We start from the raw sequence: 18958 nt of genomic DNA on the forward strand, positions 1-18958 counted from the left end.
CCTTGAGGGTATGCAGCGAGCGCAGCAAGGATTGCGGTGCGGAAGCGCTGGCGGGATCATCCTGCCAGCCGCGAAGCACACCTGCCATTTGCGGCAGGATGTCCCGGCCTTCTTCCAGGAAAACGGGCATCAGGTCGGCGTCCAGTTCATCCTTCAGCACCAGCGTCGCGTCGATCGTCGTGTCCGCGACGCTTTCGACGGCGGGAGTATCGGGCAAGGCGTCTTCGATCGCTTCGGCTTCGTCGCTGGAATCGATTGCCGATGCCGCGCTTTCATACCCGCCACCTTCATCCCCGGCGTCCTCGAAGGCGACCATTTCCGGCATCTCGACGGAGTGCTCGTGCTCCTGCGCCCGCAACTCTACCCCCTGCCGCAAGGCATCAAGGATGCGCACGAATTCCGGCTGGAACACCGGCATTTCGCCCAGTGCGAACTTCTGCAGCATCAACTTGATACGTTCGACGCTCTGCTCAAGAACATCGAATTCATGCGCTTCAAGGCGGATAGGCGCCCTGCTCAGCGACTGGAGGAACATTTCGAGCGCATGCGCTACTTCCTGCAGCGCCTTGAAGCCGACCGTCGCCGAACTGCCGGCGAGCGAATGGGCAGCGTGCACCGCGTGGATATCGACTTCGCGTTCCGGCTCGTGGCGCCATTCCGAGAAATCCTGTGACAGGAGGCGAACCAGTTCGTCGGTTTCGGCCAGATAAATGTTGTGCAGCGGGACGCTGATCTCGATGTCGCCGATACGCTTCACGTTGTCATCGCGTCGCGGCTCGACAGGCTGCATGGTCGGGAATTCGATTACATCCGCGATCTTGATGACCGGCTCGACCGCCCTTTCTTCCTGTGGAGCCTCAGTTGCCGGCTCCAGCACGACGACCTGCGCGGGGGGATCCTCCGCCACCGTATTGAACATCGCCAGGTCCGCGTCGCCCGGGCTCAGCTCCTCCACCTGTGGAAGGGCTGCCATGACTTCATCCAGGCCGTCGTTTCCGTCATCCGCCACCAGCGGAACCTCTTCCGCATCACCGGTCAGCTGCTCCATCTGTACCGGCAAGTCGAGCTCCGCAATGCCTTGCCCGATCTCAGGCGCCTGCGGCCCGGGAGACGGCGCAACTTCCTCTTCATAGGAAAACTGACCGCCTGCCTTGATGCGTTCTGCAGCGCGGACAAGCGCGTCGGGTGTACGGGACGAGGTTCCGGTATTCTTGAGATCCTGCACCCAGTCGCCCAGGACATCGGCCGCCTTTTCCAGCAATGCATAGAGTTCCGCATCGCCGCTGCGCGATTCGGACAAGCGCAGGTTGAGCACCTGTTCGATACCCCATGCTGCTTCACCGTACGCATTCAGGCCGACCATGCGGCTGCTGCCCTTCAGGGTGTGGAAGCAGCGGCGCAGCGTTGTGAGATGCTCCTGGTTGTGCGGCTGCATGCGCGACAGGGGCAAGGTTTCCCGCACCGCTCCAAGCACTTCTTCCGCTTCCGAAAGAAAAATCTCGAGGAGCTCCGCATCGATGGCTTCATCGGTTTCCGGGGCAACGACGGGAGGCAAGGGGTCGGCCACCTGGACTTCGGGCACGGTTGCCGTGATGATCTGGGCAAGTGCCTCGCGCGACTCGGACAAGTCGGCACGCCCGAGGAGATCGATGGTCGCCCGCGCGCGGTCATTGAGTTCTGGATTGTCGATGAGGGTTGCATCAAGACGGATCTTCTCGAGCGATTCCTTCAACTGTTCCTGGAGAACCGGATTGTCCGGCTCGACACTCAAGGACATGGCCAGTTCGGCCGACTGTTGCTGATGGAACGCGAGCTCGTCCTCGACAGTCGGCACCGGCGAAATTGTGGATTCTGTTTCTGCGCTAAGGCCACCAGCCTGCTCGCCGCCCAGGTCGACCGGAACATCCAGCGCCCCTTCGCCCTGTGCATCCTTCTCGATGAGGTGGGCGTGGAATGTCCCGGTATCCTCGTCGAAAGTAAAGCGCTTGGCCGCCACGCCTGCAGGCAGCTGCAGCGACTCGATAAAGAAACTGAGCGCGCCGACATTTTGCGCAACCTGCTGGAAGTCGCCTTGCATCGGAGCGGCGTCGACTTCTGCATCGATGAAACGCCTCACGGCAGCGCGGGTATGCTGGACGGTCCGCATGGCGTCGTCCTGGTCGAGCACGGCAAGCGCGCCTTCGATCTGGTGCAGGACACCGTCGAGCTGGCCGAGCGCCGTGCGCTGTGACGGATCACGGAAGTATTCGTCCAGCATTTTTTCGACCTGGCGCAGGCTGGACTGCATTTCACCGGCGAGGGCTGTCATGGTCTGGCGCTGCTGCGCCTCGCGCGACATGTCGTCCAGCCATGGCGCCGTGTGCCGCGGGTCTTCGCCCGATACGACCGCAAGAAGTCGCGCCGTCATTGCATCAGCACGCTCCGTGAAGTTCTCTGGAAGGCGGGAGATACTGTTCAGCGCATTCTCGACGAACAGCAAGCTGGTCGCCACTTCCAGGCTGAGCGTATCGCCGGCCTTGGCATGGGCTGCGTGACGAGCAATGCCCTTGAGTTCGCGCAGGAGTTTCGACAGCGGTGCCGAATTGAGCCGCGCACCGGCGTCGGCAAGCATGTGCATCTCATGCTCGAACGAGTCGGCGAAGTTCGCGTCGCCGCCGGCGACACGGTTCCAGATGCTCTTGGCCTGCGCAAGCCGCTCCTTCGCCATTGCCAGCGCATCCGTGTCGATCTGCCCGTAGCGCCGCGTGTCGTAGTCGGTCGGCACGAGACCGTCAAGCTGGTACACCTCGCGGATCTGCCTGGCGCGCGACGAAGGTTCGACGGCTCGCGCAATAAAGAACAAGGCGTCGCGCAGCAGGCGCTCGGCAATACTTGGCGAGCCCTGCGACAAGCGCCGGATCTGCAGGTTGATGCGTGCGAACAGTTGCTTGACGTAGATCTCGTTCTGGATATGCCCGGCAGCGACCTCATCCGCAAGGCCGTGCATTACCCACCAGAATGCGCGCGCCTGCTGACTGCTTTGAACACGTTCGATCTCGCCAATGATGTCCCGCATGGCGGCGGCATTCGCCAGTTCGGCGCTACGGTCGGAACTGCGCAGGAAAGGCAGTAGTGCCTTCTCGAAATGCTGGCGCATTGCCATGTACTTCGATGGCCGTGCCTGGTTATCAGGCTCGGCTACCGGCAGTTGCGGCCGGATGGCGAGGTTCGGGAAAAACAGGTCGGCGGGATGAACCCGTTCGGCGCCGCGCGCTTCGAGCAGGGAGCGATAGTAGGGAAAAAGCCTTACCGGCTGGTGGGGCATGCCGGACAACAGTTCGTCCAGATATTCGACCAGCGCCTGGTAGCTTCCGCCGATGGCATCCGCAAGCTCCGCACTTATCTCGACCTGCCCGGCATCCACGCGTTCCAGCAAGTCTTCGACTGTCTCGGTAATGATGGCAATGCCGTCGACGTCGACGATTTGCAAGGCGCCGTGTGCCTGGTGCAAGTAAGTCTTTGCCAGGCGCAGCGACGTAGGCCGGGCATCGACATCCTGTGCAACTGCATCGCGGAGTGCGTCCCGCGAGCGATTGAGCGCTTCGCGGATTTCGCCGATCACCCAGGAGAGCGGTCCGGTATCGATTCGATCCCGACTTGCCGGGGCCTGGGTGGGAGGGGAGGTGGTCATGACTGCCTCGCGGTCAAATGGCGGCGCACCGTGAAAAATGCGCCGCCGGGCATTACTTCTGTATGGCCTTCAGGCTCGTTATCGGCAATGACGTATTTCAGGCAGTAACGCGGAAACGCGACACGGAATTCTTCAACTCCTCTGCAAGCCTGGACAGCTCACGAATCGAGTGCGCCGTCTGCTGTGTACCGATCTGCGTCTGCTCGGTTACCGTCAGGATGTTCTGGATACTCTGTGCCACACCATTTGCCGATGTCGCCTGTTGTTCGGTTGTTGCGGAAATGCTCTGGATCAGCTCTGCAAGACGGTTCGACACGCTGCGGATCTCGGCCAGTGCAGTACCGGCGGCGTCGGACAGCTTCGCTCCCTCCACCACGCCCTGCGTCGACTTTTCCATTGCGGCCACTGCATCGTGGGTATCGGTCTGAATCGTGCGCACCAGTGCGCCGATCTGTTTGGTCGCCTCGCCGGAGCGTTCAGCAAGGCGCTGCACTTCTTCCGCCACCACCGAGAAGCCGCGGCCGGCTTCGCCTGCGGAGGCAGCCTGGATTGCTGCATTCAGCGCCAGCACGTTGGTCTGTTCCGTAATGTCGGAAATCAGTTCGGTGATTTCGCCGATCTCTTGCGAAGACTCGCCGAGGCGCTTGATGCGCTTCGAGGTTTCCTGGATCTGTTCGCGGATTTCGTTCATGCCCTTGATCGCGTCTTCCACCGCCCGCGCACCCTGCTCGGCGGCGGCCACCGACTGGCGCGCCACTTCGACGGATTCGTTCGCGGACTTCGACACATCGGTAATCTGTGCCGCCATGTCGAGAACGGCCTGGCCGGTTTCCTGGATCTCGCGGGACTGCTTCTGCGATGCTTCAAGAAGTTCGTTGGAAATATCTTGCGCCTCGTTAGACGCGGCAGTCACCTGCTCGGCGGTACGCGTCACACGGCTGACCAGGCCGCGGAGTTCTTCCACGGTGTAGTTCACCGAGTCGGCGATCGCGCCGGTAATGTCCTCCGACACCGTGGCCTGGACAGTCAAGTCGCCGTCCGCGACTTCCTGCAGCTCATTCATCAGGCGCAGAATCGCGGCCTGGTTCTGGTCGTTCGCGCGTTTCGCTTCATCCTCTTTCTGCAATGCGAGCAGGCGCTGCTCTTCCGCTTCCTGGCGCCGCTGGTCGGCTTCCTTGGTGCGGTTCCGGCTGTCCTGCAACAAGACGAGCGCGATGCCGACTGCCGCGACAAGGGCAGCCACGGCGCTCAACAACATTAGCCAGAACGTCCAGTGCAGCGAGTCTTCCTCACCGCGGTAGGCTTTCTGCAGAGTGGTAATGCGGGCTTTCAACGATTCGTTGTCAGCGAAGATCAGCTGTTCGGACTGTTTGGCTGCAATGAAGTTTTGCAGGTTGCCAAGGATGGTCGCCACCGATTGCTGGTATTCAGCGAAGACGCTTTGCAGCTCAGTGAGCTTTTCGCGGGTATCCGCATCCTTGGTCGCCGACAGGCGCAATACATCGCTGCCGCTGAGGAAGCCTTCGGTGATGTCGCGGAAGGTATTGGTGTCCTTGCCCAGCAGGAACGCCGTCTCCGGGTTCACGCCTTCAGAGGTAAGGAATTCGTTGGCGCTGCGACCGAGGCGCTGGGTCAGCATGACCAGCTGACCGGCTGCGGAAATCTCGCGCGGGGTGGCACCGCCCTGGGCCTTCAGCGTCGCAATCTGCTCAGTGAGTTCGAGCAGCACCGGCGAAATCGTGTTCAGCTTCTGCAGGGTTGTGCCGAAGCCCGTCAGTTCCTTCTTCAGCTTGAGGATGGTGTCGGCGGCCTTGTCGGAACCCGCCCACGCCTTGCGTGCTTCCGTAAGCATGTCGACCATTTCCGCTGAAGGGGGAGATATCTCGCGCCCCTGGTACTCGCCACCGCTCGACAGCACGGTCAAGTCGCGGTTGAATTCCTTGCGGCTTTCCTCGAGCTGCTTGAATGCCTCCGGGTTGCCCTGGATCGCGTTCGGTGCCGCTTTGCCGATACGCTGGGAATGCATCAGCGCATCGCCGGCGATCTGCGTCTGCGTGGATACCAGGCTCGAGTGGGTGCTGTTGAGCGTCACGCCGGCTACGCCGAAAACAATGGCGCCGAGCAGGGTGAAAAGGAGAATGCGAATCTGCTGCTGCAGCGGCAGGTGGCCGATGAAGGGCAATCGGATGTCGCCGGTTTTTTCCAGTGCGTCGCCGATGAAGGTCGCATTCAGCGTGGAATTCATCGACAAAGACGGCGTGCTGTCCTTGGCTGGCGCAGCGCGTCCACCGACGACGGCCAGTCCGGCCGGCGCATGCGTGTCGCCGGAAGCGCCAGCCTCAGCCGGCCCGGCGTTTTTTTCCTTGGACAAGAACGGTAATTTGAACGCCATTACTGACTCTCCTCGTTATTCTGATTGCGTCGCAGGCAGGAATTGTTCACTGCTGGTTATATGCCCACATGCAGGAAATGCGGATCCTGCACGATTAAAGATAGGTCGAGCTCCGTCCATGCATTGGAATCCCGGTCGAGATAATGCCGTGCCGCCCACGGAGCAGAGGCCGACTCGCCGGCATCCGGCTGGAGCTCCATGTCGGAAAGGTTGCGCAGGCCCATGACGCGCGATACCAGCAATCCGCAATTGAACGACAGCGATGGCCCGAAAGCGACAATTCGGCTTTCCTTGTCGACCGGCGTCGGCGCCATCCCGCGGAAGTGCGCGAGGTCGATCACACTCACTAGGTTGCCGCGGATGTTGGTCAAACCGAGGAACCAGTCCTGGGTCAATGGAACCTTTTTGATCTGGCCCACGGACACGATTTCGCCGGCTTCATGAAGACTCAGCAACCAGCGTGTCTGGCCGATCATCACACCGAGCTGGCTCGCCTGTGCCACGCTTCCGCTGGTGGCGGCCTGCATGCGCTCAACCAGTTTGGTCTGGAATTCGCGCAAGCGCGTCCGGCGCATGCCGCTGTCGGACTGGGACAATGCGGTGGCGGCCGGGATATCCATGGACTGGCGTGTCATAGCTGGGCGTTTAGCCTAGTGCTGCGATCTTGGAAAGCAGCTCCTGGGGGTCGACCGGCTTGACGATGTAATCGCGCGCGCCTTGGCGTAGACCCCAGATGCGATCGGTTTCCTGTCCCTTGCTCGTGCAGATGATGATGGGCACATCTTGCGTGGCGGGATCGCGCGCAATCGCCCGGGTAATCTGGAAACCGTTCTGGCCCGGCATGACGACGTCCATCAGGATGAGCTGGGGCTTGTCGGCCTTGACCTTTGCAAGGGCTTCTTCGCCGCTTTCCGCCGTCGACACGGAAAAACCGTTCTTGACCAAAATGTCCGTCAGGAAATATCGCTCAGTGGGTGAATCGTCCACCACAAGAACTTTTTGTATGGGCATGTTGGACTTTCCAATTCAGAAAAATTACTTGGTAAGCAGGGAGGCAGTGTGTTCGCGGACTGTTTTCAACAGGCTGTCCTTGGTGAACGGCTTGGTGAGGTAGGCATCCGAACCGACCATGGCGCCTCTTGCGCGGTCAAACAAACCGTCCTTGGAAGACAGCATGATGACGGGTGTGGAATGGAACTTGGCGCTTTTCTTGATGAGCGCACATGTCTGGTAACCATCGAGGCGCGGCATCAGGATGTCGCAGAAAATCAATGCCGGCCGGTGGTCGTTCATCTTGGCGAGGGCGTCGAAGCCATCCTCCGCGAGCACGACCTGGTAGCCGGCTTGCCCCAGGAAAATCTCGGCGGATCGACGAATGGTACTACTGTCGTCGATCACCATGATCTTGAGGCTGGCGTTATCCGGGGATGTTGTCATGAAGTCAATCTCAATAGCCTTCTGCCCAATATACGGCGCGATTCCAACAAAAAGCAAGATGCCTTACAACAAGTTATTGTCTTTGGGAAACGTGCCGTGGTTTTTCTGCGAAACTTACAAAAACTATAACATTGACGCGTTCAAACTTGCCACCCGGATTCAAAAATTCCTTACTAGAATCAAATAGCTACCATTTCGAAGTCTTCCTTGCGCGCGCCGCATTCCGGACAGGTCCAGTTCATCGGCACGTCCTCCCAACGTGTTCCCGGCGCGATGCCTTCCTCCGGCAATCCGGCGGCTTCGTCGTAGACCCAGCCGCAGATCAGGCACATCCAAGTCTTGAATTCGTCTTTATTACTCACGGTTGACTGCCCTTCAATCAAGTAAAATGCAAAGTCGACTATCTTAATCTACCCGCCGTGCAAAACCAAAATTCCCCCCTGATCCTGACTTTCGGGGCGGCAGATCCCATCGGCGCCGTCGGCATCCAGGCCGACCTGGCTTCTTTTGCCGCCATGGGTTGCCACGGGCTGTCCGTCATTACCTCGATCCTGATCGCCGATACGGCGCGCGTGGAAGACATGCAGGTGATCGACGCGGACTGGGTGGCCGACCAGGCGCGCGTGGTGCTGGAAGACATGCCGGTTGCAGCGCTGAAGGTGGGCGCGCTCGGCAGCATCGAAAACGTCTCGGCCATCGCGGAAATCGTGTCCGACTACGCCGACATTCCGCTGATCCTCGATCCCTTCCTATCCGCCCTGCCCGACCAGGGCCCCGACAGCGAGGACATGCTGCTTGCCATACGCGAACTGCTCGTTCCACAGACCACGCTCCTGCTGGCCTCCGCCGTCGAACTGGCGCGGCTGGCAGAAACCTGGCGCGAGCCGTCAACCGACGACACCCTGCCGATGGATGCCATGCACCTCATCGACCTGGGTTGCGAATACCTCTTCGTCACCGGCACACCGGGCGATGTCCACGGCGTGACCAATGCCCTGTTCGACGAATCGGGCGTGCTGCGCAAGGACAGCTGGCAGCGCCTGCCCGGCTCGTTCAGCGGTGCCGGCACCACGCTCTCCGCCACCATCGCGGCAATGCTTGCCAATGGAATGGATGTACCCGAAGCAGTCTTCGAAGCGCAGGAATTCACGCATGCTGCGCTTTCAAACGCTCACCGACTCGGGATGGGGAAACTGACCCCGGACCGCTACTTCTGGGCCAGGGAACCTGACCCGGCCTCCGATCAATAACCGTCTTTTCTTTCGTATGACTTCCAAGAACGACACTTTGTTTGCCCGTGCGCAGACCAGCACGCCCGGCGGCGTCAATTCGCCGGTCCGCGCCTTCCGTTCGGTGGGCGGCACGCCCCGTTTCATCACCCGCGCCGAAGGCCCGTATTTCTGGGATGCAGATGACAAGCGCTATATCGACTATATCGGCTCCTGGGGCCCGGCAATCGTCGGCCACACCCACCCGGCGGTCGTGAAGGCGGTGCAGGATGCAGCCGCGCGCGGCCTGAGCTTCGGCGCCCCGACCGAGGCCGAAATCGAGATGGCGGAAGAGATCTGCCGCATCCTGCCGTCGGTCGAACAGGTGCGCCTGGTATCGAGCGGCACCGAAGCGGGCATGAGCGCGCTGCGTCTGGCGCGCGGCGCGACCGGCCGCGACAAGATCATCAAGTTCGAAGGCTGCTACCACGGCCATGCAGACTCCCTGCTGGTGAAGGCGGGCAGCGGCCTGCTGACCTTCGGCAATCCGACTTCCGCCGGCGTGCCGGAGGATTTCGCGAAGCACACGCTGGTCCTCGACTACAACAACCCGCAGCAGCTGGAAGACACCTTCGCGAAGCTGGGCAAGGAGATCGCCTGCGTGATCGTCGAGCCGGTGGCCGGCAACATGAACCTGGTCCGTGCGACGCCGGAATTCCTGCAAACCATGCGCCGCCTCTGCACGCAGCATGGCGCCGTGCTGATTTTCGATGAAGTGATGTGCGGTTTCCGCGTCGGTCTCGGCGGCGCGCAAAAACTGTACGGCATCACGCCGGACCTGACCGTCATGGGCAAGGTGATCGGCGGCGGCATGCCGGTCGCTGCCTTCGGCGGACGCAAGGACCTGATGAAATTCCTGGCGCCGCTCGGCTCGGTCTACCAGGCTGGAACCTTGTCCGGCAACCCGGTCGCTGTCGCTGCCGGCATGGCCACGCTCAAGCTGATCCAGCAGCCGGGCTTCTACGAGTCGCTGACCGCGCAGACCGGCAAGCTTGCCCAAGGCCTTACCGCCGCGGCGAAGGATGCAGGCGTCACCTTCTGTGCGGATTCCGTCGGCGGCATGTTCGGCCTGTACTTCGCCGATAGCGTACCGGGCAGCTACGCGGAAATCATGAAGGGCGACAAGGAGAAATTCAACGTCTTCTTCCACGCGATGCTCGATCTCGGCGTGTATCTCGCGCCGTCCGCGTTCGAAGCAGGCTTCGTGTCGGCGGCACACGACGATACTGTCATCAACGCGACAGTTGACGCGGCACGCAAGGCTTTCACCGCCGTGCGCTGACAGAGACGTCTGCACCAAAAAAAGGCCGGGCATCCACCCGGCCTTTTTGTTTATCGACTTACTTGAGCCAGCCGCGCTTGCGGAAGTACAGGAAAGGCGCCACGGCACTGATCACCATCAGGCCAAGCGAGAACGGATAGCCCAGGGACCACTTGAGTTCCGGAAGAATCTCGAAGTTCATGCCATAGATGCTGGCAATCAGCGTCGGCGGCAGGAAGGCGACGGAGGCCACCGAGAAGATCTTGATGATCTTGTTCTGGTTGATGTTGATGAAGCCGACGGTGGCATCCATCAAGAAGTTGATCTTGTCGAACAGGAAGGCGGTGTGGCCGTCGAGTGATTCGATGTCGCGCAAAATCTGGCGCGCCTCTTCGAACTGCTCCGCATTCAGCAGGCGTCCCCGCATCAGGAAGCTGACCGCACGGCGCGTATCCATCATGTTGCGGCGGATGCGGCCGTTCAAGTCTTCCTCGTGCGCGATGGCATTCAGCGCGTCGGCGGCGTCCTGGTCGGTGAGTTCTTTCTGCAGCACGCGACGGCTGACGTCTTCCAGGCTCTGGTAGATGCCTTCGAGCGCATCCGCGGAATATTCGGCGTCGGTCGCGTACAGGTCGAGCAGCACGTCCTTGTAGTCGGCGATCGAACCGGGGCGCGAGCGCGCGCGCATGCGCACCAGGCGGAATACCGGAAGATCGTCATTGTGCACCGAGAACAGCATGTTCCTGGCCAGGATGAACGCGACCGTGACCACGCGCGAGGGGCCGTCGTCTTCTTCAAGCAGGAAGTCGGTACGCAGGTGCAGGTCACCGTTTTCCGCCTCGTAGTAACGCGCGGAAGCTTCGATGTCCTTGACCTCATCCTCGCCGGGCAGCGTCACGCCGTAGATACTCTTGACCCAGGCGCGCTCCTCGTCGTTCGGATCGGTCAGGTCGACCCAGACCGGCGCAACATTTTCCAGGTCGTTCCTGGTCTCGATGTTGACCTGATTCAGGCGGCCATTCTGCAAGACGAAAACATTAATCATGAGCTCTCCCGGCTGCTTTCAGGTTGTAAGAGCAGCCATCCCCTCGCTTGTTGCAAGGGGTAGATTCAATTCAGGGAACGCGGCCATGAATTCGGCCTGGTCGCGCCCGCCCACCAATATGTATGGCGAGAGGCGCAGGAGGGTGTGTGCCGCTGCAGCGCTATCTCGCCGATCGACCGTGCGATGACGGTTGACTGTGTGTACTGGGACTACCCAAGACGGGTCTCCGGATAACGAAAACAGCGCAAGTGTACTGAGTTCGATGGTCACAGGCAAGCTTACGTCCTGCGGAAAATCAACGGTTGACGGCCTTGTCGATCTGCTTGTCGCGCATGCTCGGCGCGCCCTCCCCTTCCGGCGCGGCGGCAACCGGCACCTTGGGCGCTTCGAATCCCTTGGTGTCGTGGATCTCGACCTTGCGGCTGCTCGGGTTAGCCTTGTCGCATTCCACGTTGGAGTAAACGGTCTTGCCGTCGATGACGCATTTCCGGATCGGTGGCGCGTCTGCCTTTGCGACATCCTGCCCGGCCTGCTGGACCGCTTGGCCGACATCGGTTTTCGTCAGCCTTTTCCAACCTTCCGCAAAATAATTGCGCTCGTAACGCGCCGACATCAGCGTCACCATGCCCGCCAGCGCCACCAGTCCCACGATTACGGACGTCCACAGCAGGCTCAGTCCCTTCTGGTATTTCAACTGCATGGCATTTCCCCTTGTTGTTGTTTGTTACGGCAGTTCGGCCGCGCCCATGCGGCGAAGGATCAGCTCTGTGCGGCGCCCAAGATAGGCGGAGCCGCGATTCTTGTCGTAAAAGCGCGGACGCGGCAGCATCACCGCAAGCCGGGCGGCCTGTGCGGGCGAGAGCTGGGCGGCAGATAGGCCGTAGTAGTGCTGCGCCGCCGCCTCGGCGCCGAACACGCCGACACCCCACTCGACCACGTTCAGGTAGATCTCGAAGATGCGCTCCTTGTCCATCATGTATTCGAGCATATACGTGATCACGATTTCCTGGCCCTTGCGCAGGTAGCTGCGCTCACCGGACAGGAAGAGGTTCTTGGCGAGCTGCTGGGTGATGGTCGAACCGCCGGCGACCACCTTGCCTTTCTTCAGGTTCTTTTCGTAGGCCTTCTGCATCGCGTCCCAATCGATGCCCTCGTGCTCGGAGAAATTGGAATCTTCGGCAGCGATGATGGCGCGCTTCAGGTGGCCGGAAATCCGGCTGTACGGCACCCACTTGTGCTGGAGCCGTGCGTTCGGGTCCTTTTCACGGAGGATGGAAAGCTGCCGGTCCATGAAGCTGGTCGACCCCGGATTGTGGTCGATCCACCACCAGATCTGGGCGGCAAAGTAAAGCTGCATCGCCAGGATGACGGCGACCGGAGCGAGCACAAGCCAGAGCAATAACTTGCGCAGGAATTTCATCAGAGCGCGGCGCGCAATTCCGCGTACACAGGTGCCGTATCCGGGCGGACGCCGCGCCAGACGAAGAAGGCTTCGGCCGCCTGTTCGACCAGCATGCCGAGGCCGTCACGCACCGCCGCGCCATGCGTGGAGGCGAAATGCATGAAGACGGTGGGCTCCTTGCCGTACATCATGTCGTAGGCGAAGGCGCCGATCGTGGATGCCGGAATCGGAGGCAGGTCGTCCGCCAGGCTGGCCGACGTGGCGTTGATGACGATATCAAACTGCCCTTGCAGCATTTCGAAGTTGCTCGCAGCAATATCGCCATGGCCGGCAAAGAGCGATGCCAGTTCGGCCGCCTTGGATTCAGTGCGGTTGGCGATGACCAGTTCCGAAGGTTGTTCATCGAGGATCGGAAGAATCACGCCACGCGCAGCCCCTCCCGCACCGAGTAGGAGGACCCGCTTTCCGCGCATGGCGACACCTGCATTGGTGACGATATCGGTGACCATGCCAACGCCGTCGGTGTTATCACCGAGGATGGCGTCCGCATCGAATTTCAGCGTGTTGACGGCGCCGGCCGCTTTCGCGCGCGGCGTCAGTTCGGTGGCGAGCGCGTGTGCATCGAGCTTGAACGGTACCGTTACGTTGGCGCCCTTCCCGCCCTCACGGATGAAATCGCGCACGGCTTGGCTGAAACCATCCACCGGCGCCAGCAGCCGGTCGTACACCAGCCGCTGTCCGGTCTGCGCCGCGAAGCGCGCGTGAATCTCGGGCGACTTGCTGTGTGCGATCGGATTGCCGATGACGACGTAACGGTCCGGTGCGGTATTCAATCAGCCTCCTCCCTGGAGCACGGTTTCCACGCCATCGTCGCGCGTGAACTTGAAGCGGGTAGTCATCACCCACACATCATCACGGTCGGAAGAGCGCATTTTCTTGTCGAAGGCGCCGAACGGCGCAGCGCGGCGCACGATGCGGCGGGCTGCTTCATCCAGCGCGGTGTTTCCGGAAGACCGCTCGATCACGATGCCGTCGTCCTTGTCCCTGGTGTAGATATTCCCGTCCTGGAAGATCGAGATCGACATGGTCAGCTCGCCGTAGAGCTTCTTGCCGTCCTTTTGCGGAAAGTTGAGCGTGCCCTGGTTTTCGATTTTCCGGCGCACGCTGTCGAAGTACATCGCATAGCCGACCTCGCGCGTGCTCGGCGAGATGAAGGTCTTCTTGGGACGCTTGTTTTCGTCTTCGATGCGTTTGGAAATCTCGGCTTCGCGGCGCAGGATTTCGCGCGCATTTTCGAGCGCGTCTCCCATGTCGGCCTGTGTCGGTGCGTCCTTCGGCTTGACCTGTTCCTTGACCGGCGGAGTGGCGTGCGGCGACTTCTTGTTGAGGTGGGTGAGCATGCGCTGCTGCCGCTCGAGTTCGTCGATGCGGCGCTGGATCGCCTTCATGCCCTCGCCGTCTTCGGTGCGGCGCATGTCGGGCAGCGGAGACTTCGAGCGACCCGATTCGGCATTGCCGCCGCCGTCGAGGTTGGCCTGCGCCAGCGCCTCGGCCTTCATCGGCTTGCGGTCATGCTTGGCATTGACGAGGATGACTTCCAGGCCCGGATCGAGGGGCTTGAACTGGAAGGCATCCGGCGGCGCGAACCGCACTGCCAGCATCGCGCCATGCAAGAGGACCGACGCCGCGACAGCGATGGACAACGTGCGGTTTTCGAAGAGGAGCATTACAGGGACCGTCGGTTGCGAACGCCTTGGATTTTACGATAAAGCCTGCCGCAAATCGGCTTAGTTTTCATTCTTGTACCGATTCCGCATTGGCCTCGGTTTCGGCAATGGCAATTTCGTCATCTTCGATCGTGACGGCGTCGGTTTCCGCAGACGCCGTTGTCACTTCGATCAGGCGCGCCTCCACTGTCAGGTCGACCTCGTCCCAGCGGATCAGGTCAAGCTTGACCTGGGTTCCGCGCGCGACTTGCGGCATGCCCGGCAAGCGGATGATGAGCGGAATGTCTACCAGGCGCAGCACTTCGTCCTTGAGCACGACGGCATTCACATGCTTCGCATTTTCCTGGGCAAGCCAGCGCAGGCACCAGTAGCGCTCCATGCCGGACTGGAAGTCGGCATAGGCGGCATACGCGGCATCGAATGCCGACACGATGGCGAACAGGTCGGCATCCTTCGGCTTGAAGGGTGCGACCAGCGGTGCCGTCACACCGTGCTCGGCGCAGGCGAGGATCTGCCACTGGTTGACGAGGTCGGTGTAGCGGCGCAACGGCGAGGTGCTCCATGCGTACTGATCGACGCCCAGCCCTTGGTGAGGTGCCGCGTGGGTCACCATGCGCACCTGCATCTTCGCGGCCCAGCCGCCTCCGCCGCCGCCCTGCGCGCGGTAGATACCAGGCACGCCGTGGTCGTGCATCAGCTTGCCCCAGGTGCTGTTGGCGAAGATCATCAGTTCGGCGACGATCTTGTCCAGCGGCGCGCCACGCTTGCGGCGGACGATGGAAACGACGTCATTTTCGACGTAGAAGTTGAAGTCGACGCGGTTGGCCTGCTCCGGCTTCAGGCCGAAACTCTCGCGCTTGACCATGCGTGCCTTTTCGAGCACCTGCGCCCATTGCCAAAGCAGTTCGATATCCGCCTTGTGCGCATAGTCGCCGGCTCCAGCGGCCAGGTTTTCCTCGGTCACCACATCGTCGAGGTCGTTGTGGCGCAGGTTGGCCGCGATGGGCACTGCCTCGGCGCGGGTCTCGGTCGACACCACCGACCAGTCGGACGGATCGAGCGTGGCGTACAGCGACAGCGCGGGGCAGGTCCGTCCCTCTGCGAGCGTGAAGGCTTCCACCAACTCGTCCGGCAGCATGGTGATCTTGTCGCCGGGCATGTAGACCGTCGACAGGCGCTGGCGGGCAATCGCGTCGAGCGCGTCGTTACGCTTGATGCCGAGGCCGGGAGCGGCGATATGGATACCCACGCGAACCTGGCCGTCAGGCTGGCGTACGATGGAAAACGCGTCGTCGATTTCGGTCGTCGTCACGTCGTCGATCGAGAATGCCTGCACCTCGGCAACGGGAAGCGATTGCACGTCCGGAACGGTGATGGCCGGGAAGCGCGTGCCCTTCGGAAAAGACTCGAAAAGGAACTTCGACAGGTGCAGCTGCTTGGGCGAAGCAATGCCACCGGTCGCCAGCAAGAGGCGCTGCGGCGTCATCTGCATGGCCGCGCTGGCTTCTTCCAGCGCCTTGTACTCAATGCTGTTCTTGTCGGGCTTGAACAGCAGCTGCAGCACGATGGGCTTAAAGGCATCGGGAAGCTGCTGCGCCTTCAGCTGCTCCACATACTGCGCCTGGATGACCGCCTGCTGCTTCTTCTTTTCGATGCCTGCGAGCGCCGCCTTCAGGGACGCCTCCGGTGCAGCCTTGTAGCGTCCCTTCCCTTTCTTGTAAAAGTAGATTGGGGAGCTGTGCAGTCTCAGCAGCAGGCCGGCCGCTTCATGGGGCTTCGGCTCGTGGCCGAAATATTCGTTGCCGAGGTCGGCATAGCCGAACTCTTCCTGACCTGCGACTTCCCACAGGAAATCAAGGTCCACGTCTTCGGCAACCGCTTTGGCGTCACTGAGCAACTGCGCCGGATCGGGGGAGGCAAACTGGAACAGGATGTCTCGCGCCTTCACCTTGGTGCGCTTGCCGGTCTGCAGTTCGACCTGGTAAGCCTCGCCTTGCTGGGAGAGCACGGTGCCGGCCTTGAAGTCGCCGGATTCCTCAAAAAATAAATTCATCGATTGCAAAGCCTGTCAGCTAGAGTAAGTTGCTTGCGCGGGCCGTCGAGCTCCGTGATCGCAGGCAGGAACAATTCAGTCACGAGCAGCATGCCGTTCCTGCGGCGGTACAAGCAGCGCCGTGCGAATACCGGCGCGGCAAATTCCATGTTGCCGAGCGCGGCCCTGGCACGCTCGACCAGCGGATGCTGGGGGCGCAGCCGCGCGTACTGCATATGTCCGCGCACCACGCGCGGGTCGCCGAATAGCGTCGTCCCGAGCGAGCGTTCGCCAAGCGTGCCGAAAAACGGCCAGTCGGAGGCGGTGGCGCTCAGGGGCACGATGGTGTGCGCATAGACCATTGGACGGCCGTCGCATTCCAGCAGCACTTCGCGCTCCTGCACGTGGCAGCGGCGCGGCAGTCCGACAATGTCTGACTCGTCTGTCAGGCACATTCCACGCTCCTGGCGCAGGCGGTGCACCCGGAAGTGCTTACTGCGCGCCGTCAGCTTCTTTGTCAGCGACATCCTGTCGGTCAGCCAGCCGCGCATTTCCCGCGTCGGGGTGACGCCGTTCACATGCCAGACCCACCGCGCGTGTCCTACCGCACAAGCCCTCACGCGCGCCCTCCGGCATCAATACCGCAGAAGGCGAGCACCTCATCCAGGTACTGCGCGAACTCGGAAATGCCGTGGTCGCTGCCTTCAATAATATGCTGGCGCGCGCCAGGGTAATGCGCGGTCATTTCGCGCCAGTCGAGCACTTCGTCGCCGGTGGCCGCCATCAGTAAATAGCGCTCCGGGCGCGTGATGCGCTCCACTGCCAGCGCTTTCAGCTCGTCGATGTATTCCCGCTTGAACTCGAAAGGTGCGTCCGAGTGGTAGGCGGTCGTCACGCCGACGTATTTTTCCAGGTCGCGCGGGGGCTTCACCGCCGGATTCAGCAGCACCGCTCGGCAGCCGAATTTTTCGGCCAGCCAGGTCGCGTAGTAACCGCCCAGCGAGGAACCGACCAGCGTCACATTCGCCGGATCCGGTGCCACCAGCGCTTCCGCCAGCGCCATGGCTTCGCGCGGCGACGCCGGCAATTGCGGGCAGCGGTATTCGCCGCCGCGGCCGAGCGCCACCATCTTCTCGCCGATCAGCCGCGCCTTGAACGACGCCGGCGACGAACGAAACCCGTGCAGATAAAGAATCATTGCGAAAGCGCGTCCAGGATCTTCTGGTGGACGCCGCCGAATCCGCCATTGCTCATGACCAGTACATGGTCGCCAGGTTGCGCGGCCTTCACGATCGCCTGCACCAGCGTTGGCAGATCATCGTAAGCGCCCGCCTTCGCACCGAGCGGCGCCAGGGCTTCGCCCAGATTCCAGCCGAGTGCATCCTTGCCCGCCTTCGCGCCGTAGCCGAACACCAGGTCGGCATCGGTCAAGCTGCCCGGCAGCGCTTCCTTCATGGTGCCGAGCTTCATCGTGTTGGAACGCGGCTCGAGCACGGCAAGGATGCGGGCGCCACCGATCTTCCGGCGCAGGCCTTCCACCGTCGTCGCGATCGCGGTCGGGTGGTGGGCAAAGTCGTCGTACACCGTAATATTGTTAACCACGCCGCGCACTTCCATCCGGCGCTTCACGTTCTCGAAACGCGACAAGGCTTCGATCGCAAGCGCCGGCGGGACGCCGACGTGGCGCGCCGCGGCGATCGATGCCAGCGCATTGAGGCGGTTGTGTTCGCCCGTCAGGGCCCACTGCACCGTGCCTTGCACTTCGCCGTTCATGCGCACGTCGAAACTGCCGTCCTCATGCACTTTCAGAGCCCAGCCGCCGTCGCCGCCGAACCATTCGGTCTCGCTCCAGCAGCCGCGCGCGATCACGCGCTTGAGCGATTCTTCACGCGCATTGACGACCAGGCGGCCGACCTTGGGGACAGTGCGGACGAGGTGGTGGAACTGGGTTTCAATCGCACCGAGGTCCGGGAAGATGTCCGCGTGGTCGTACTCCAGGTTGTTCAGGATCGCGGTCCTGGGACGGTAATGGACGAACTTGCTGCGTTTGTCGAAAAACGCCGTGTCGTACTCGTCAGCCTCGATCACAAAGAAGTTGGAATCGTCAGCCTTGCCCGCAAGGCGCGCGGAAATACCGAAGTTCATCGGCACACCGCCGATCAGGAAGCCGGGATCGTAGCCGGCGTCTTCCAGTATCCAGGCCAGCATCGACGATGTGGTCGTCTTGCCATGCGTACCGGCGACAGCCAGCACCCATTTGTTGCGCAGGATGTGCTCACCGATCCACTGCGGGCCCGACACATAAGGCAGGCCGCGGTTCAGGATTTCTTCCATCAGCGGATTGCCGCGCGAGACGACATTGCCGATCACGAAGAGGTCGGGCTTCAGGTCGATCTGCTCCGGCCCGAAACCCTCGGTCAGTTCGATGCCCTGCGCCTGCAGCTGCGTGCTCATCGGCGGGTAGACATTGGCGTCGCAGCCGGTGACCTTGTGCCCTGCTTCCTTTGCCAGCACCGCCAGGCCGCCCATGAAGGTGCCGCAGATGCCCAGAATATGGATGTGCATTGTGACGTTTCAAAAAGAATAAAAAACCCTGACTGAATCCGGCCGCAAGAGGTCAAACACCATGCTGGCCGCCAAATTCCGCAGAACCCGCAATTTTACCCGACCGGCGGTCTGCTGCCTTACGGAGTATGATCCAGTCCCATGAGCAATTTCACCACC

General features: G+C 61.5%; 17 protein-coding genes. 2 read left to right on the forward strand and 15 right to left on the reverse strand.

Annotated features, from left to right (window positions below; genetic code table 11):
• From AYR66_RS00935 to AYR66_RS00960, 6 genes are all read right to left on the reverse strand, one after another.
• Window positions 1-3670 (reverse strand): FimL-related protein (locus tag AYR66_RS00935; RefSeq protein ID WP_206047008.1); only part of this gene is annotated, 3670 nt, incomplete at its 3' end.
• Between the two features lie 97 nt (window positions 3671-3767).
• Window positions 3768-6062: a methyl-accepting chemotaxis protein gene (locus tag AYR66_RS00940; protein WP_088705942.1), complete on the reverse strand. Its 2295-nt coding sequence runs from the start codon at window positions 6060-6062 to the stop codon at window positions 3768-3770.
• A 56-nt stretch (window positions 6063-6118) separates the two neighbouring features.
• The gene (locus AYR66_RS00945; protein ID WP_088705943.1) at window positions 6119-6697 is read right to left on the reverse strand and encodes a chemotaxis protein CheW; all 579 of its coding nucleotides are present in this window, start codon (window positions 6695-6697) and stop codon (window positions 6119-6121) included.
• A 10-nt stretch (window positions 6698-6707) separates the two neighbouring features.
• Complete coding sequence (locus AYR66_RS00950) at window positions 6708-7073, reverse strand: response regulator transcription factor (RefSeq protein WP_088705944.1); 366 nt, start codon at window positions 7071-7073, stop codon at window positions 6708-6710.
• A gap of 24 nt (window positions 7074-7097) precedes the next feature.
• On the reverse strand, window positions 7098-7499 hold the full coding sequence (locus AYR66_RS00955; protein WP_088705945.1) for a response regulator: 402 nt from the start codon (window positions 7497-7499) through the stop codon (window positions 7098-7100).
• Window positions 7500-7678: 179 nt separating this feature from the next.
• Window positions 7679-7831 (reverse strand): rubredoxin, encoded by a 153-nt coding sequence (locus AYR66_RS00960; RefSeq protein ID WP_040042419.1) that lies wholly within the window; start codon window positions 7829-7831, stop codon window positions 7679-7681.
• Between the two features lie 87 nt (window positions 7832-7918).
• On the opposite strand from AYR66_RS00960, the gene thiD reads away from it, so the two are divergent.
• Window positions 7919-8749, forward strand: a complete 831-nt coding sequence (gene thiD / locus AYR66_RS00965) for a bifunctional hydroxymethylpyrimidine kinase/phosphomethylpyrimidine kinase (protein WP_088705946.1) — start codon at window positions 7919-7921, stop codon at window positions 8747-8749.
• A gap of 16 nt (window positions 8750-8765) precedes the next feature.
• Window positions 8766-10049 (forward strand): glutamate-1-semialdehyde 2,1-aminomutase, encoded by a 1284-nt coding sequence (hemL, locus tag AYR66_RS00970; protein WP_088705947.1) that lies wholly within the window; start codon window positions 8766-8768, stop codon window positions 10047-10049.
• A 58-nt stretch (window positions 10050-10107) separates the two neighbouring features.
• On the opposite strand, the gene corA is transcribed toward hemL, so the two are convergent.
• From corA to mpl, 9 genes are all read right to left on the reverse strand, one after another.
• Complete coding sequence (gene corA, locus AYR66_RS00975) at window positions 10108-11073, reverse strand: magnesium/cobalt transporter CorA (RefSeq protein WP_088705948.1); 966 nt, start codon at window positions 11071-11073, stop codon at window positions 10108-10110.
• Between the two features lie 295 nt (window positions 11074-11368).
• Window positions 11369-11773 (reverse strand): hypothetical protein, encoded by a 405-nt coding sequence (locus AYR66_RS00980; protein ID WP_088705949.1) that lies wholly within the window; start codon window positions 11771-11773, stop codon window positions 11369-11371.
• A gap of 24 nt (window positions 11774-11797) precedes the next feature.
• Window positions 11798-12493 carry a monofunctional biosynthetic peptidoglycan transglycosylase gene (mtgA, locus tag AYR66_RS00985; RefSeq protein ID WP_088705950.1) on the reverse strand — a complete coding sequence of 232 codons (696 nt, stop codon included), beginning with the start codon at window positions 12491-12493 and terminating at the stop codon, window positions 11798-11800.
• Window positions 12493-13308 carry a shikimate dehydrogenase gene (gene aroE, locus AYR66_RS00990; protein WP_088705951.1) on the reverse strand — a complete coding sequence of 272 codons (816 nt, stop codon included), beginning with the start codon at window positions 13306-13308 and terminating at the stop codon, window positions 12493-12495. The genes mtgA and aroE overlap by 1 nt, the downstream gene beginning before the upstream one ends.
• Entirely contained in the window at window positions 13309-14202 is an 894-nt protein-coding gene (locus AYR66_RS00995) for a TonB C-terminal domain-containing protein (protein ID WP_088705952.1), read from the reverse strand.
• A gap of 67 nt (window positions 14203-14269) precedes the next feature.
• A complete protein-coding gene (locus AYR66_RS01000; RefSeq protein ID WP_088705953.1) occupies window positions 14270-16255 on the reverse strand; it encodes a ribonuclease catalytic domain-containing protein in 1986 nt (661 codons plus the stop codon).
• On the reverse strand, window positions 16252-16812 hold the full coding sequence (locus tag AYR66_RS01005) for a chorismate--pyruvate lyase family protein (protein ID WP_234814644.1): 561 nt from the start codon (window positions 16810-16812) through the stop codon (window positions 16252-16254). The genes AYR66_RS01000 and AYR66_RS01005 overlap by 4 nt, the downstream gene beginning before the upstream one ends.
• A 38-nt stretch (window positions 16813-16850) precedes the next feature.
• Window positions 16851-17432, reverse strand: coding sequence for a YqiA/YcfP family alpha/beta fold hydrolase (locus AYR66_RS01010; RefSeq protein ID WP_088705955.1), 582 nt, complete (start codon window positions 17430-17432; stop codon window positions 16851-16853).
• A complete protein-coding gene (gene mpl, locus AYR66_RS01015) occupies window positions 17429-18799 on the reverse strand; it encodes a UDP-N-acetylmuramate:L-alanyl-gamma-D-glutamyl-meso-diaminopimelate ligase (RefSeq protein ID WP_088705956.1) in 1371 nt (456 codons plus the stop codon). The genes AYR66_RS01010 and mpl overlap by 4 nt, the downstream gene beginning before the upstream one ends.
• Window positions 18800-18958 lie beyond the last annotated feature (159 nt).

The sequence above is a fragment of the Noviherbaspirillum denitrificans genome (genome assembly GCF_002211445.1).
In the GTDB taxonomy this organism is placed as follows: domain Bacteria; phylum Pseudomonadota; class Gammaproteobacteria; order Burkholderiales; family Burkholderiaceae_D; genus Noviherbaspirillum; species Noviherbaspirillum denitrificans.